Raw genomic sequence first — 14,981 nt, 5'->3', positions numbered from 1 at the left:
AAACGAACGCCCCGGCATCACTTTGGTGTCGGGGCGGTCGTCCGTGCGGACGCGGGCCCCGGGCTGTCAGCCGCGGCCGATAGGCTGAACGCATGACGCGAGCCGAGCAGCCAACGGCCCACCACCCGGCCCCGGACGACGCCCTGGTGGCAGACTCCCGCGAGCGCGCCGTGCGCGCCCTGTTGCGCGAACCGCAGCTCAAGCGCCTCTGGAGCGCGCAGTTGGTGGGCGGAGTCGCAGACGCCCTCGCCCTCCTGGTGTTCGTCCTCCTCGTCCTCCAGGCGGCCATCGCCGAGGGCTCCTTCGGAGGCGGCTACCGGGGGGTGGCGTTCGCAGTGGCGATCGTCTTCGGGGTGCGGATCCTGGCCACCCTCCTCTTCGGCGCCGTCCTGCTGGGCCCGCTGACGTCACTGACGAACCCCGAGGGCCCACTCGACCGCCGGTGGACCATGGTCGGCGCGGACGGCCTGCGTGCCGTCCTGCTGATCGTCGCGCCCCTGTGGATCGACTGGACACCGGACGACGCACTGGCCCTGCTGCTCGTGACGGTGTTCGTGACGGGCGTCGCCGAGCGGTTCTGGACGGTCGCCCGGGAGAGCGCGGCGCCCGCCCTGCTGCCCGCCCCGCCCCCGGAGGGCGCGACCGTACGACCCCTGCCCGACCATATGGACGCCCTGCGCCGTCTCTCGCTGCGCACGGGCTTCGTGACGATCCCGCTGGGCGCGGCCGCCCTGGTCGTCGCCGCCCTGTTCAACAACCTGCTGGGCGCCGGGATCGCCTGGTTCGACCAGCACCAGGCGGCCCTCGCCTCGTACGTCGCCGGCGGTCTCTTCGCCGGATGCCTGTCCATCGTGACGTTCCTGGAGCTGCCGGCGGTGCGCACCCCGCGCGCGCGGTCGCCCCTCGAGGGGCTGCGCCGGCCCAAGACGGCCACCGGCGTCGACTCGGGCCGCACGGGCGTGATCCCGTTGCTCGTGCTCGCCTGCGCCGCCGTCGCCGGCGCGATCTCCGCGGCCGTCGCCGTGGCCGTGCTGCACGCCAAGGACCTGGGCGGCGGCCCGGTGCTGTATGGCCTGTTCGTGCTCGGGCTGACCGGCGGAGTCGTCGTCGGCGTGCGGACCGCGCCCAAGGTGCTGGTGTCCCTGTCGCGGCGCCGCCTGCTCGCGCTGGCCATCGCCTTCACCGGCGTGGCGCTGCTGGCCGCCGGGCTGGTCCCGGACGTCACCAGCGTGCTGCTGATCACCGTCCTTGCGGGCGTCGGCGCGGGTGTCGCGGCCAACACCGGGCACGCCCTGCTCGACCAGGAGACCGAGGACCACCGCCGGACGCGGACGAGCGAGCACCTGCACGCCGTCGTACGGGTCCTCGTGGCGCTGGGCGCGGTGCTCGCCCCGCTGGTCGCGGCGCTCATCGGGCCGCACCGGCTGGACAACGGCAAGTTCGTCTTCGCGCACGGCGGGGCCGCCTTCACGCTGATGCTGGTCGGCGCGCTGCTGCTGCCGGTTGCCGCACTGGTGCTCGCCAAGGTCGACGACCGCTCCGGCGTCCCCCTGCGCAAGGACCTGCGGGACGCGCTCCTGGGCGGCGACGACCCGGAGACGGCGCCGGCCGCGACCGGCTTCTTCATCGCCCTCGAGGGCGGCGACGGCGCCGGCAAGTCCACCCAGGCCGAGGCGCTCGCCGAGTGGATCAGGGCCAAGGGCCACGAGGTCGTCCTCACGCGCGAGCCGGGGGCCACGCCCGTGGGCAAGCGGCTGCGCTCGATCCTGCTGGACGTCTCCAGCGCCGGCCTCTCGCACCGCGCCGAGGCCCTGCTGTACGCGGCGGACCGGGCGGAGCACGTCGACACGGTCGTGCGGCCCGCCCTGGAGCGCGGCGCGGTGGTGATCACCGATCGTTACGTCGACTCGTCCGTGGCCTACCAGGGCGCGGGCCGCGATCTGTCCCCGACCGAGGTCGCGCGGATCTCGCGCTGGGCGACGGACGGCCTGGTGCCGCATCTGACCGTCCTGCTGGACGTCTCTCCGGAAGCCGCCCGCGAGCGGTTCACGGAGGCCCCGGACCGCCTGGAGTCGGAGCCGGCGGAGTTCCACGCGCGGGTGCGCGCCGGCTTCCTCACGCTGGCCGCCGCCGACCCCGGCCGCTACCTCGTCGTCGACGCGGTGCAGGAGCCCGAGGCCGTCACCTCCGTCGTCCGCCACCGCCTCGACCAGCTGCTGCCCCTGTCCGAGGCCGAGATCAAGGCCCAGGAGGAGGCGCGCCGGAAGGCCGAGGAGGAGGCCCGGCGCAAGGCCGAGGAAGAGGCCGCCCGCAAGGCCGAGGAGGAGCGCCTGGAGCGGGAGCGTCAGGAGCAGCTCGCCAAGCTGCGCGCCGAGGAGGAGGAGCGCAAGCGGCGCGAGCTGGAGGAGGCGCAGCGCCGCGAGGCCGAACGGCAGGCCGAGGAGGCGCGGCTGCGCGCCGAGGAGGCACGCAAGCGGGCCGAGGAGGAGCGGGTGCGTCTCCTCGCGGAGGAGAAGGCCCGCGCCGAGGAGGAGGCCCGCCGCAAGGCGGAGGAGGAGCGGCGGCGCAAGCAGGCCGAGGAAGAGGCCCGGCTGCGCGCCGAGGCGGAGACCCGCCGGCTGGAGAAGCAGCGCAAGGCCGAGGAGGCGCTGCTGCGGGCCGAGGAGGCCCGGCGCGCGGCGGAGCAGGCGGCCGCCGCGGCGCAGGTCGGCCCGAAGCCGGCCCGCTCCGTCCCGCCCGCGGCTGCGGCGGTCCCGCCGGAGGCGTCGACCGTGCCCACGCCGGTGGTCACGCCCACGAACGCGTCGGGCGGCCCGGTGGACGAGACGGCGGTGCTGCCGCCGATCCGGATGGACAAGGAGCCCGAGCAGCCCTCCCGCCCGTCCGCGAAGTCCTCCCCGCAATCCTCCGGCAAGCCGTCCCCCGCCGCGGGAACGGACGCCGAGGTGACGGCCGAGCTGCCGCAGCCGCCGCGGCCCGCGCCCGCCTCGGCCGGTCCGGCGGACGAGACGGCGGTGCTGCCGCCGGTGCGCGACCGGCAGGGCGGCGGGAGCGGTCAGAGCGGCCGGAACGCCGCGGCCGGTCCGGCCGGGCGGCGCCTGCCCGGTCCCGACGACGAGACGGCCGTGCTGCCCCCGGTGCGGGACGACAGCCCCTCGGACCGGGTCCCGCCGGGGTACTTCCGCGACGAGCGCGACGACCGCGACGACCGCGCCGGGCGGGGCGGAGCCCGGCCGGACGGCGCGGACGACCGCACCCGTGAGCTGCCGCAGGTCGACGAGGAGGGCGAGCCCCGGCATCGTCCGCGTTCGGACTGGGCCGAGGAGACCCCGCTCGACGACCTCCCGACGCTCGCCGACGAACTCCTCGGTCCGCACCGGGACGAGGACGGGCCCGCCGAGGGCCGGGGCCGCGGCCGACGCCGCTGACGGGCACGCCGCTCGACGAGCATGCCGCTGAGGCAGGGGTGCGGACGGTCCGGCAGCCGGGCCGCCGCACCCGACACCTCGCCACCGCACCACCGCACCCCTGTCCCGGCGGCCCGCCGGGACGGGGCGGGCGGGGCCGCCGGGCCCGATTGTCAGTGGCGGCCCGCACAATGGAACCCGCAGCGCGAATCGTGACGAAAGGGCGGGGTGACGCATGTCCGTGTGGGACGACCTCATCGGCCAGGAGAAGGTGAGTGAGCAGCTGACCGCCGCCGCTCGGGACGCCGACGCGCTCGTCACCGCGGCCACCACGCGCACCGCCCCGCCGGAGGCGTCGAAGATGACGCACGCCTGGCTGTTCACCGGCCCGCCCGGCGGCGGCCGTACCCAGGTGGCGCGGGCCTTCGCCGCCGCGCTCCAGTGCGTGAGTCCCGACCGGGCGCTCGGCGGCGTCCCGGGCTGCGGGTTCTGCGACGGCTGCCATACCGCGCTCATCGGCACCCACGCCGACGTCACCACCGTCGCGGCCGTCGGCTCGCAGATCCTCGCCGAGGACATGCGCGACACCGTCCGCAAGTCGTACACCTCGCCCGCCACGGGCCGCTGGCAGATCATCCTCGTCGAGGACGCCGAGCGGCTCAACGAGAAGTCGGCCAACGCCGTCCTGAAGGCGGTGGAGGAGCCCGCGCCCCGCACGGTCTGGCTGCTGTGCGCGCCCTCCCTGGAGGACGTGCTGCCCACGATCCGCTCCCGCTGCCGGCACCTGAACCTGCGCACGCCCTCGGTCGCCGCGGTCGCCGACATGCTCGTCCGGCGCGAGGGCGTCGAGCCGACGGTCGCCGCGGCCGCCGCCCGCGCCACCCAGGGCCATGTCGACCGGGCCCGGCGCCTCGCCACCGATCCGGCCGCGCGCGAGCGCCGGGCGGCCGTGCTGAAACTGCCCCTGCGCGTCGACGACGTCGGCAGCTGCCTCAGAGCGGCCCAGGAGCTCGTCGACGCGGCCGCCGAGGACGCCAAGCAGCTCGCCGAGGAGACGGACGGCAAGGAGACCGAGGAGCTGAAGGCGGCGATGGGCGCGGCCCAGGGCGGCCGGATGCCACGCGGCACCGCGGGCGTGATGAAGGACCTGGAGGACAAGCAGAAGCGGCGCAGAACGCGGACGCAGCGCGACAGCCTCGACGTCGCGCTCACCGACCTGACGGCCTTCTACCGCGATGTCCTCGCGCTCCAGCTCGGCTCGCGCGTCGCGATCGCCAACGCGGACGCCGAGGAGGCGCTGGAGCGGCTCGCCCGCGGCAGCAGACCGGAGTCGACCCTGCGCCGGATCGAGGCCATCGCCGCGTGCCGCGAGGCCCTCGACCGCAACGTGGCTCCGCTGCTGGCGGTCGAGGCGATGACGATGGCGCTGCGAGCGGGCTGACGCGAACGGCCGCGAACGGCCGCCGACGCCGCGCGAACGGTCGCGGCCCAGGGGCGTCCACGGCTGCCGACGGCCCGACCTCCCCGCTGCCGGGCTGCCGGTCTCCCGTCTTCCCCTCTTTCCGTCCTCCCCCGGACGCCTCGTCGACCGCGGGTTGACGGGGTCCCTCGTCCGTGGCAGTTCGCGCACGGAAGGTGTTCAGGTCGTCGCACAGAGTTACGCTCGCTGAATGCACCTCAGGCGCTCCCTCCGCAGGTCCCGTGCCGGCGTCATGCTGCTCTCCCTCGCCGCGCTGCTCCTCACCGGCTGTTCCGCCGACGAGCAGGGCAGCACCGCGGGCTCCACGGCGGTGGCGGCCCTGGCCGCGCTGCCGCAGGCCACGCCGTCGGCGCTCGCGCCGTACTACGCGCAGAAACCGAGCTGGCGCGACTGCGGCGTCCCCGGCTTCCAGTGCGCCACCATGAAGGCGCCGCTCGACTACGCGAAGCCGGGCGCGGGAGACGTCCGGCTCGCCGTCGCCCGCAAGAAGGCGACGGGCCCGGGCAAGCGGCTCGGCTCACTGCTGGTGAACCCGGGCGGCCCGGGCGGCTCGGCGGTCGGCTACCTCCAGCAGTACGCCGGCGTCGGCTACCCCGCCGAGGTCCGCGCCCGCTACGACATGGTCGCCGTGGACCCGCGGGGCGTGGCCCGCAGCGAACCCGTCGAATGCCTCGACGGGCGGACGATGGACGCGTACACGCAGACCGACACCACCCCCGACGACCGGCGCGAGAAGACCCGACTGGTCGACGCCTACAAGAAGTTCGCGGAGGGCTGCGGAGCCCACGCGCCGAAGCTGCTGCGGCACGTCTCCACCGTGGAGGCGGCCCGGGACATGGACATCCTGCGCGCGATCCTGGGCGACCGGAGGCTGACGTACGTGGGGGCGTCGTACGGCACGTTCCTCGGCGCCACCTACGCGGGCCTGTTCCCGGACCGGGTGGGCCGGCTCGTCCTGGACGGCGCCATGGACCCGTCCCTGCCCGCCCGCCGGCTGAACCTCGACCAGACGGCGGGGTTCGAGACGGCGTTCCAGTCGTTCGCCAGGGACTGCGTGCGGCGGGCGGACTGCCCGCTCGGCGGGAAGGGCGCGAAGCCGGCCCGGGTCGGCGCCGACCTCAAGGCCTTCTTCCACAGGCTCGACGCACACCCGATCCCCACCGGCGACGCGGACGGCCGCAAGCTCGGCGAGGCCCTCGCCACCACCGGCGTGATCGCGGCGATGTACGACGAGAGCACCTGGGAGCAACTGCGCGAGGCGCTGACCTCGGCGATCAAGGACAACGACGGCGCGGGGCTGCTCACGCTCTCCGACGGCTACTACGAGCGGGACCCGCAGGGACGCTACGCCAACCTGATGTTCGCCAACGCGGCCGTCAACTGCCTCGACCTTCCTGCGGCGTTCGACACCCCGGAGCAGGTCGAGCAGGCGCTGCCGTCCTTCGAGAAGGCGTCCCCGGTCTTCGGTGAGGGCCTCGCCTGGGCCTCCCTGAGCTGCGCGTACTGGCCGGTCGCGCCCACGGGCGCACCGCACCGCGTCAAGGCCGAGGGCGCCGCGCCCATCGTCGTCGTCGGCACCACCCGCGATCCGGCGACCCCCTACCCGTGGGCCCGCTCCCTCGCGAGCCAGCTCGCCTCCGGCCGTCTCCTCACCTACGAGGGGGACGGCCACACCGCCTACGGCCGCGGCAGCGCCTGCATCGACTCCGCGATCAACGCCTACCTCCTCCACGGAACCCCTCCGGCGAAGGGAAAGCGCTGCTCATAGCCCCACCACCGGCCCCGCATCCCCGGGGTCCGGGGCTGGTTCGGAGCACCCCCGGAAACTGTGTAGACTTACCGACGTTGCTGATCGCACCATGGTGCGGACAGCGCGCCGCCTTAGCTCAGATGGCCAGAGCAACGCACTCGTAATGCGTAGGTCTCGGGTTCGAATCCCGAAGGCGGCTCTGCCGAAGCCTCAGGACTCACTCGCCGTGACCTGGGGCTTTTGCTTTGGGCGGGTGCGGTGGCGACGGCCGTGCGTCGTGTCCGGCGGGGGAGCCGCGACTGCCTCTGGGGATGCCGGTCGACGGCCGGACCCCGCGGGCGTCTCCGCCGTGACGGCGAGGTGTCGCGCCGAGGGCGTCGGCGTCGAGTCCAACCGGTTATTCCCGGCGTCGCCGTGTCGCGCGGTCCTGGCCGCTCAGCACCTGCTCCCGCGACCCGAGCACACGGGCCGGCCCCCTCCGACGCCGTCCCGCCCCCGAGCCGCGGGGCCGCGTCGGACGACGGCTTCGGGCCTCGTGCCCGGTCCCTGCTGCCCGTGATCTGCCGTCAGCCCAGCAGACGTACCGGTGCTCCCGACAGGTACGCCCGGATGTCCTCCACGGCCTGCCCGTAGTAGCGCTCGTAGTTGGCGCGGGAGACGTAGCCGAGGTGCGGGGTCGCCAGCAGGCGGGGGGCGGTGCGCATCGGGTGGTCGGCGGGGAGGGGTTCCACGTCGAAGACGTCCACGCCCGCGCCCGCGATCCGGCCCTCGCGCAGCGCGGCCAGCAGCGCCTCCTGGTCGACGATCGCCGCGCGCGAGGTGTTGACCAGGTACGCCGTCGGCTTCAGCAGCGCCAGTTCGGACGGGCCCACCAGGCCCCGGGTGCGGTCGCTCAACGCCAGGTGGACCGACACGAAGTCGCTCTCGCGCAGCAGCGCCTCCTTGGACGGAGCCCGCCGCACGCCGGCCTCCGCCGCCCGCTCCTGCGTCAGGTTCTGGCTCCACGCGCTCACCTCCATGCCGAAGGCGAGTCCCACCCGGGCCACCGCGCTCCCGATCTTCCCCAGGCCCAGCAGACCCAGCCGGCGGCCGTGCAGGTCCGCGCCGACCGTCGACTGCCAGGGCCCGCCCTCCCGCAGGGCCGTGCTCTCCCGGACCAGCCCCCGGGCCAGGCCCAGTAGCAGCGCCCACGTCAGCTCGACCGGCGGGGTCGAGGAACTCTGCGTGCCGCACACCGTCACGCCGTTCGCCTTCGCCGCCGCGTAGTCGATCACCGAGTTGCGCAGGCCGGAGGCGATCAGCAGCCGCAGCCGGGGGAGCCGGTCCAGTAGCGACGCGGGGAAGGGCACCCGTTCGCGCAGGGTGACGACGCAGTCGAAGTCCGCGAGTGCGACGGCGAGTTCGTCCTCGTCGCCGAAGTGCTCCGTGAAGGGGACCACGTCCAGCTCGTGGCCGGGGACCGACCAGTCGGCGACGGTCGTCGCGACGTTCTGGAAGTCGTCGAGTACGGCACAACGGAAGGGCACGGCATCTCCTCCAGGCGACACGGGCTTGCTGGGGGTGATCCTCTCCGGAGCCGGCCAAGAGCGGGACATCGGGGGGCCGTCGGAGCGACAGCCGTCCCTGAGGCACCATCTACGGTGACGACGACGCCGCCGCGCATCCGGGACGCGGCCGCCGTCGAGCGCCGGACGAGTGAGGAAGACGTGGTGGACGTGGCAGACGCGGTCGACGTTGCGGACGCGAGGAAGGCGCGGGAGCCGAGGATCGCCGTCGCCGTGGTGACGATGGGGGACCGGCCCGCCCAGGTGGACGCGCTGCTGGAGTCGGTGGCCAAGCAGGACCTCGCCCCCGCCCGCATCGTGATCATCGGCAACGGCTGCGTGCTCCCCGAGTTCGCCGGGCGGCTCTCCCTCCCCGGCGAGGTCACCACGATCGACGTCGACGAGAACCTCGGCTGTCCCGGCGGCCGCAACGTCGGCCTCGCCCGTCTGCGCGCGTTCGGGGACGTCGACGTCGTCGTCGAACTGGACGACGACGGGCTGCTCGTCGACGCCGACGTCCTGCGACGCGTCCGCGACCTGTACGCGGCCGACCCGCGCCTCGGCATCGTCGGCTTCCGCATCGCGGACGAACACGGGGAGACCCAGCGCCGGCACGTGCCGCGCGTCGGCGCGTCCGACCCCCTGGAGGGCGGCTACGTCACCGGCTTCCTCGGCGGCGGCCACGCCCTGAGCATGGCCATGCTCGACGAGACGGGCGACTGGCCCGCCGAGTTCTTCTTCGCCCACGAGGAGACCGACCTGGCCTGGCGCGCCACCGACGCCGGCTGGAAGATCCTCTACGCGCCCGAGCTGCTGCTCCAGCACCCCAAGACCTCGCCCGCCCGGCACGCCATCTACCACCACGTCACCGCCCGCAACCGGGTCTGGCTGGTCCGGCGCAACCTTCCGCTGCCGCTCATCCCGGTCCACCTGGGCGTCTGGATCGCGGTCACGCTGCTGCGCACGCGCTCGCTCGGCGGGCTCAAGGCCTGGTTCGGCGGCTTCGCGGAGGGCGTGCGGAAGCCGGCGGGCAGGCGTCGGCCCATGAAGTGGCGGACGGTGTGGCGGCTCACCCGGCTGGGCAGGCCGCCGGTCATCTGAGGGGCGATCCGCAGGGCAACGGGGCGGGCCCCGGTCGTTCACCTCCGACGACCGAGGCCCCACACGCCCCCGAACCCGGCCGCGGCGGCGACACTCCCCCGAGTTGCGCGTGGCTACGCGCGCACCGTCGAGCCGGATCCGAGGATCTGATCACACCAGGTGGCGCCAACGAATCGCTAACATATGGCCAGCGGTCCTCCGCGTCTTCGCTGGTCATGCGGCCTGAAGTCGTCGGGCGGCCCGGGGACCGACCGCCTCGGCGGCCGTCCCTGGGCGGGGACCGGCCCGGACGCCGCCACCCTCCGGATGGCGGAAAACCGACGGCCGGGGGCGGTATTCCGCCACCGCGGCGGGGTACCCGCCCGGAGCGCGGACGACTCGACAGGACGACCCCGGCAGGGCCGGGGGCGGAAGGTGATGGGCGGCGTGATGCGGCGGGACGGGCTGCGGTTCGGACTGCTGGGCCCGCCGGTCCTGTACCGCGCCGACGGGTCCGACGGGTCCCCCACGGGCCACGGGTCCGGCGGGTCCGACGGCTCCGACACGGCCGAGCTCCCTGCCCGGTCCGGGACCGGCGCTGCGTGCGGGAGCGGCCGACCTGCACCCTCCGGGTACGAGACCGTCCGCAGCCCCAAGGTGCGTGCGCTGCTGGCGGCCCTTCTCCTCGAAGCGGGCCGGACCGTCCCCGTCGACTCGCTGAAGGAGGCGCTGTGGGGCGGTGCTCCGCCGGCGTCCGCCCAGGCGTCGCTGCACAACCACGTGACCCGGCTGCGCCGGCTGCTCGACGACCCCGGACGGCTGCGCGCGGTGGGCTCCGGCTATCGACTCCGCGTGGCACAGGGCGAACTCGACGTCCATGTCTTCGAGCGGCACGTCGCCGCGGCGCGCGGTGCGCATGCCGCCCGCAATTGGGAACGGGTTCTGCGCGAGTGCGCGGCGGCGCTCGCGCTGTGGCGGGGCGCTCCGCTCAGCGGCCTCCCCGCCGAGCTGGGCGGATACGCCTTCGTGCGCCGTCTGCGGGAAGCCCGGCTGCTCCTGCTGGAATGGCGGCACGACGCCGAACTCACCCTCGGCGACGGACGGTTCGAGCACCGGCTCCCGGAACTGACCGCCCTGGCCGCCGAGCATCCGCTGCGCGAGTCCTTCCACCGTCAGCTGATGCTGGCGCTGCATCGCACCGGCCGCCAGGCCGAGGCCCTGGCCGTCCATCGCGACCTGCGCACCCGTCTCGTCGAGGAACTCGGCGTCGAGCCGGGCCCGGCGGTCCGCGAGGCCCATGTGGAAGTCCTGGGCCCCACGACCGACGCCCTCGCCGCGTCCCCGGCCTCCGCCGCACCCGCCGCGCCTTCCTCCCCGGTTTCCTCCACCGTGGTCGCCGCGGCCTCCGTCCCCCCTTCCGCAGCCGCCGTCGCGGGCGAGCGCGAGTCCGGGGTCCGACGGCCGGAGCGACACCCGCGTCCCGCCCAACTCCCGCCCGCTCCGGCCCATTTCACGGGTCGTATCGACCTCCTGCGTCGGCTCCGTCGCGTCCTCGCGAACGACCCCGCAGGCTCGTCGGGCCCTGACGAGAGCTCGGGTCACGGCCGGGGCGAGGGCCAGGACGACGGGCTGAGCGAGGGCCTGGGGGCGGGCCCCGGGGAGGGGCCCCGCGACGGCCGGGGGCCGGCCGTCGTCGTGCTCAGCGGTACCGCCGGGGTGGGCAAGAGCGCGCTCGCGCTCCAGGTCGCGCACACTCTGCGGGAACGTTTCCCCGACGGTCAGCTCTACCTCCACCTGCACGGCGCGACCCCCGGCATGACCCCTGTGACCACCGGTCACGCGCTCACCGCCCTGCTGCGCGACCTCGGCGTCGCACCACGGCACATCCCCGAACACCCGGACGCCGCGGCCGCGTTGCTGCGCACCGTGCTCGCCCCCACCCGCACCCTCGTCGTCCTGGACGACGCGGCGACCGCCGCCCAGGTCCGGCCGCTGCTGCCGGCCGGCGCCGGATGCGCGGTGATCGTCACCAGCCGCTCGCCGCTGACCGCCCTGGACGGCGCCGACCGCTTCCCGCTCGTGCCGCTGTCCGGTGAGGACAGCGCCGCGCTGCTGCGGACGGCCGCCGGCCCCGGTGAGGGACGGGACGGGCTGAGCGCGGACCACCCGCTGGTCGGTCTCACCGGCCGCCTCCCGCTGGCCCTGCGGGTCGTGGCCGCCCGCCTCGCCGCGCGCAGCGCGCTCACGCCGGACGCGCTGGCTCGACAGCTCTCCGAGGCGGAGAGCAGGCTGACGCATCTGGAGTACGACGACCTCAGCGTCCGCCGTTCCCTGGGCGTGGCGCACGACGCGCTCGCCGTCTCGGGGCGCGAGGCCGACCGGGACGCGGCCCTGGCCCTGCGGCGCATCGGGGCGCTCGACCTGCCGGCCTACGGCGTTCCGCTGCTGGCCCGGCTCATCGACGCCGACGAGTCCCGCGCCGAGGCCGCCCTGGACCGCCTCGTCGACGTCGCCCTGCTGGAGGAGCGGGCCTACGGCCGCTACACCCCGCACGACCTGGTGCGCGACTTCGCCCGCGAACTCGCGGCGGCCGGCACCGCGACGCAGTCCACGGCCGGCACCGCGACGCACTCCACAGCGGACACCTCGACGCACACCGCGACGCACTCCGCGGCCGACGGGGCCGCGCCGCCGACGCCGTCCGCCGCGTCCCCGGTGTCTCCGACCGCCCGGCCCCACGCCGAGGCCCCGGCTTCCGTCCCGGTCCCGGCCTCCGCCCGGACGGTGGCCCTTCACTGGTACGCCGCCGTGGCCGAGCGGGCCCTGGTCGCCGTCGTCGAGGCGGGTCTCGACCTGGAGGACCGGCGTCGGCCGACCGCGACGCAGCCGGTCGCCCATGCGGCGTATCTCGCGCAGGCGCGCCCCTTCGCGGGCCCCGAGGAAGCCCTCGGGTGGGCGGACGAGGAGCTGGAGAACATCGTCGCCCTGGTGGAGAGCGGCGCAGGCGGAGAAGCCGAGGGCACCGGAACCGCGGCGCTCGTCTCCACACTGCTGCGGCTCCTGCTGCCCTGTCTCCAACGGCGCGGCCGGGTGGCCGAGATGGAGGTGCTCGGGCGGGCCGCGCTGAAGGTGGCGCGGCGGCTCGCGGACCCGGCCGCGGAGGCCTACGCGCTGGGCGACCTCGCGGGCCTGCGCTTCCTGACGGGCCGCCGCAACGATGCCCTGGACCTCAACGGCCGGGCCCTGGACATCTGGCGGCGGCTCGGGCGGCTCTCCTGGATCCGGCGCTGTCTCAACAACCGCGGCCTGCTGCTGGAGGCGCTCGGGCGGTACGAGGAGTCGGAGGCGGCGCTGCGCCAGAGCCTGCGGCTCTCCCGCCGGCTGGGCGACCCGCACGGCGAGGCCGTGACCCACAGCCACCTCGGCAACCTGTACGAGCACACCGACCCGCGCGCCGCCATCGAGCAGCACCGGCGCTCCCTGGCCATCGGGGCGGGCATCGGGGCCGTCATCGTGCAGCACTCGGCGCACTGCAACATCGGGTACGCCCATCTCGCGCTGGGGGAGCCGGCCGCCGCGCTGCCGCACTTCGAGACGAGCCTGCGGATGCTCGACGGGCACGGCGACTGGCACGGTGAGTCCCAGACGCGGCTGGGGCTCGTGCGGGCCCTGCGCGCGCTGGGCCGTGCCGAACGCGCGCTGGGGGAGTGCGCCGAGCTGTTGCGCCGGGCCGAGGTCCGCGCCGACCGCTACACGACCGGTCTGGTCCGCCACCAGCACGGTCTGCTGCTGCGGGAGCAGGGGCACCGGGAGCGGGCGGTCGAGGAGTGGCGGTCGGCGCTCGACGCGCTGGACGGGACGGACGCCAGGGCGGTCACCGGGGAGCTCAGGGAACTGCTCGCCGGGCGGGGCTGACTACTTCGCGTCGGCATAGCACTCCACCACCGCGACGGTGAAGGGAAACCGCACTGGCGTCTCCCCGAAGGTGAGCCGGCCGGCCAGGGCGGAGGCCTCGCGGATCGCGGCGACGACCTGCTCGGCCTCCTCCTCGGGACAGTGCACGATCACCTCGTCGTGCTGGAAGAAGACCAGCTCGGCCGCCATCCCGGCACAGGCCTGCCGCAGCGCCGCGAGCAGCAGCAGCGCCCAGTCGGCGGCGCTGCCCTGGACGACGAAGTTGCGGGCGAACCGCCCTCGCGCGCGGGCGTTGGTCGAGGCGTATCCCGGCACCCACTCCGGTGCGTCGCCTTCGCCCCCGCCGTCGCCGAGCGCCCCGGCCCGTCTCGTCGCGTGTCCCGCCCGGCCCTCGGTGTCGTCCTCGGGCAGCGGGATGCCGGCCTCCTCCGACCCCGCGTCGCCGCTCCCGACCGCCGGCGGGCAGGTCCGCCCCAGCCAGGTGCGCACGAGCCGGCCTTCCTCTCCGGCCTTGGCGGCGTCGTCGACGTAGGCCACCGCGCGCGGGAAGCGGCGGCGCAGCGCCGCGAGGTTCTTCAGGCCGTCCCCCGAGGTCTGTCCGTAGACCGCGCCGAGGACGGCGAGCTTGGCCTGGGCGCGGTCGCCGGAGAAGGCGCGGTCGGAGACGGACTGGTAGAGGTCGCTCTCGCGGCCCGCGACCTCCATCAGCCCGGGATCGCGGGAGATCGCCGCCAGCACGCGGGGCTCCATCTGGTCGGCGTCGGCGACGACGAGCCGCCAGCCCGGGTCGGCGACGACGGCGCGCCGGATGACCTTGGGGATCTGCAGCGCCCCTCCGCCGTTGGTCACCCAGCGGCCGGTGACCGTGCCGTGGGCGAGGAACTCCGGCCGGAACCGCCCGTCGCGCACCCAGTCCTGGAGCCAGGACCAGCCGTGGGCCACCCAGACGCGGTACAGCTTTTTGTACTCGATCAGCGGCTTCACGGCCGGGTGGTCGAGGGACTCGATCTCCCAGCGCCGCGTCGACCGGATCCTGATCCCGGCCTGCGCGAAGGCCTTGACGACGTCGGCGGGCAGGTCGGGGCGGACGCGGCGGCCGAAGGCGGCCGACACCTCGTCGGCCAGTTCGGCCAGCCGGCGGGGCTCGCCGCCGCCCGCGTAGCGGTCGCCGAGCAGGTCGCGCAGCACCGCCCGGTGCACCTGGGCGCTCCAGGGCAGCCCGGCCCGGTTCATCTCGGCGGCCACCAGCATGCCGGCCGACTCGGCCGCCGTCAGCAGCCGCATCCGCGCCGGGTGTTCCGCGAGGTCGTGGCGTCGCTGCTGCTCGGCGTAGACGGCGAGGAGGTCGTCGAGGGGGAGCCCGGCGGCGGCCCGCGCTTCGAACAGCGGGGACTGGGCGCCGGGGGCGGCCGCGCGCGGGGGCGGATCCGGCGGAACGGGGCCGCCGCGCAGCCGGGCCAGGGCGGCCGCCGCCGAGCGGGGCTCGCCCGACCGGCCCTCGTGGCCCAGCAGCAGGGTCTCGGCGTCCTCGACGTCGTAGCACCGCTCCACCCGCACCCCCGCGGCGAGCAGCGACGGGTACACCTCGGCGGTGGAGCGCCAGACCCAGCGGGCGACGTCGGGCCGCTCGCGCACGGCCCGGGCGAGGTCCGGCTCCCGCAGCACCGGCCCGGCGGGCAGCCCGTCGGGGCCGAGGGGGGCGAGCTCCGCGCCGCCGTCCTCGGCCGGAGCGAGAGCCCACCGGTCGGCCATGCCGCGAGTGTGACAGGAGGGTCTGACAACGCCGCCCCTCCCCGCCCCGCGGC

Annotated in this window: 7 protein-coding genes and 1 tRNA gene; 6 read left to right on the top strand and 2 right to left on the bottom strand. The window is 75.4% G+C overall.

Annotation, left to right across the window (positions count from 1 at the left end; translation table 11 throughout):
• The first annotated feature begins 92 nt into the window (after positions 1–92).
• From tmk to KMS84_RS27985, 4 genes are all read left to right on the top strand, one after another.
• Positions 93–3,428: a dTMP kinase gene (gene tmk / locus KMS84_RS28000; RefSeq protein ID WP_256919239.1), complete on the top strand. Its 3,336-nt coding sequence runs from the start codon at positions 93–95 to the stop codon at positions 3,426–3,428.
• A 214-nt stretch (positions 3,429–3,642) separates the two neighbouring features.
• Positions 3,643–4,848 (top strand): DNA polymerase III subunit delta', encoded by a 1,206-nt coding sequence (locus KMS84_RS27995; protein WP_256919238.1) that lies wholly within the window; start codon positions 3,643–3,645, stop codon positions 4,846–4,848.
• Between the two features lie 229 nt (positions 4,849–5,077).
• Positions 5,078–6,655 carry an alpha/beta hydrolase gene (locus KMS84_RS27990; protein WP_256919237.1) on the top strand — a complete coding sequence of 526 codons (1,578 nt, stop codon included), beginning with the start codon at positions 5,078–5,080 and terminating at the stop codon, positions 6,653–6,655.
• 107 nt (positions 6,656–6,762) lie between these two features.
• Positions 6,763–6,836: transfer RNA gene (locus KMS84_RS27985), tRNA-Thr, on the top strand.
• A 367-nt stretch (positions 6,837–7,203) separates the two neighbouring features.
• Here KMS84_RS27985 and KMS84_RS27980 read toward each other — a convergent pair.
• Positions 7,204–8,163, bottom strand: a complete 960-nt coding sequence (locus KMS84_RS27980; protein ID WP_256919236.1) for a D-2-hydroxyacid dehydrogenase family protein — start codon at positions 8,161–8,163, stop codon at positions 7,204–7,206.
• Between the two features lie 189 nt (positions 8,164–8,352).
• Between KMS84_RS27980 and KMS84_RS27975 the strand changes: the two genes are divergently transcribed.
• Together KMS84_RS27975 and KMS84_RS27970 are read left to right on the top strand one after the other, a co-directional pair.
• Positions 8,353–9,282, top strand: coding sequence for a glycosyltransferase family 2 protein (locus tag KMS84_RS27975; protein WP_256919248.1), 930 nt, complete (start codon positions 8,353–8,355; stop codon positions 9,280–9,282).
• 429 nt (positions 9,283–9,711) lie between these two features.
• Positions 9,712–13,176 (top strand): AfsR/SARP family transcriptional regulator, encoded by a 3,465-nt coding sequence (locus tag KMS84_RS27970; protein ID WP_256919247.1) that lies wholly within the window; start codon positions 9,712–9,714, stop codon positions 13,174–13,176.
• Here KMS84_RS27970 and KMS84_RS27965 read toward each other — a convergent pair whose 3' ends face one another.
• The gene (locus KMS84_RS27965; RefSeq protein ID WP_256919235.1) at positions 13,177–14,928 is read right to left on the bottom strand and encodes a bifunctional 3'-5' exonuclease/DNA polymerase; all 1,752 of its coding nucleotides are present in this window, start codon (positions 14,926–14,928) and stop codon (positions 13,177–13,179) included.
• Between the last annotated feature and the right edge of the window lie 53 nt (positions 14,929–14,981).

This window comes from Streptomyces hilarionis (assembly GCF_024539675.1).
GTDB lineage: Bacteria > Actinomycetota > Actinomycetes > Streptomycetales > Streptomycetaceae > Streptomyces > Streptomyces hilarionis.
Note: the sequence above shows the minus strand (reverse complement) of the source record. Positions and strands in the feature narration are given on the sequence as shown.

Bases quoted from the DNA above. Each gene is read 5' to 3' on its own strand.
- tmk (WP_256919239.1), top strand. From the start codon at position 93: ATGACGCGAGCCGAGCAGCCAACGGCCCACCACCCGGCCCCGGACGAC.
- KMS84_RS27995 (WP_256919238.1), top strand. From the start codon at position 3,643: ATGTCCGTGTGGGACGACCTCATCGGCCAGGAGAAGGTGAGTGAGCAG.
- KMS84_RS27990 (WP_256919237.1), top strand. From the start codon at position 5,078: ATGCACCTCAGGCGCTCCCTCCGCAGGTCCCGTGCCGGCGTCATGCTG.
- KMS84_RS27970 (WP_256919247.1), top strand. From the start codon at position 9,712: ATGCGGCGGGACGGGCTGCGGTTCGGACTGCTGGGCCCGCCGGTCCTG.
- KMS84_RS27965 (WP_256919235.1), bottom strand. From the start codon at position 14,928: ATGGCCGACCGGTGGGCTCTCGCTCCGGCCGAGGACGGCGGCGCGGAG.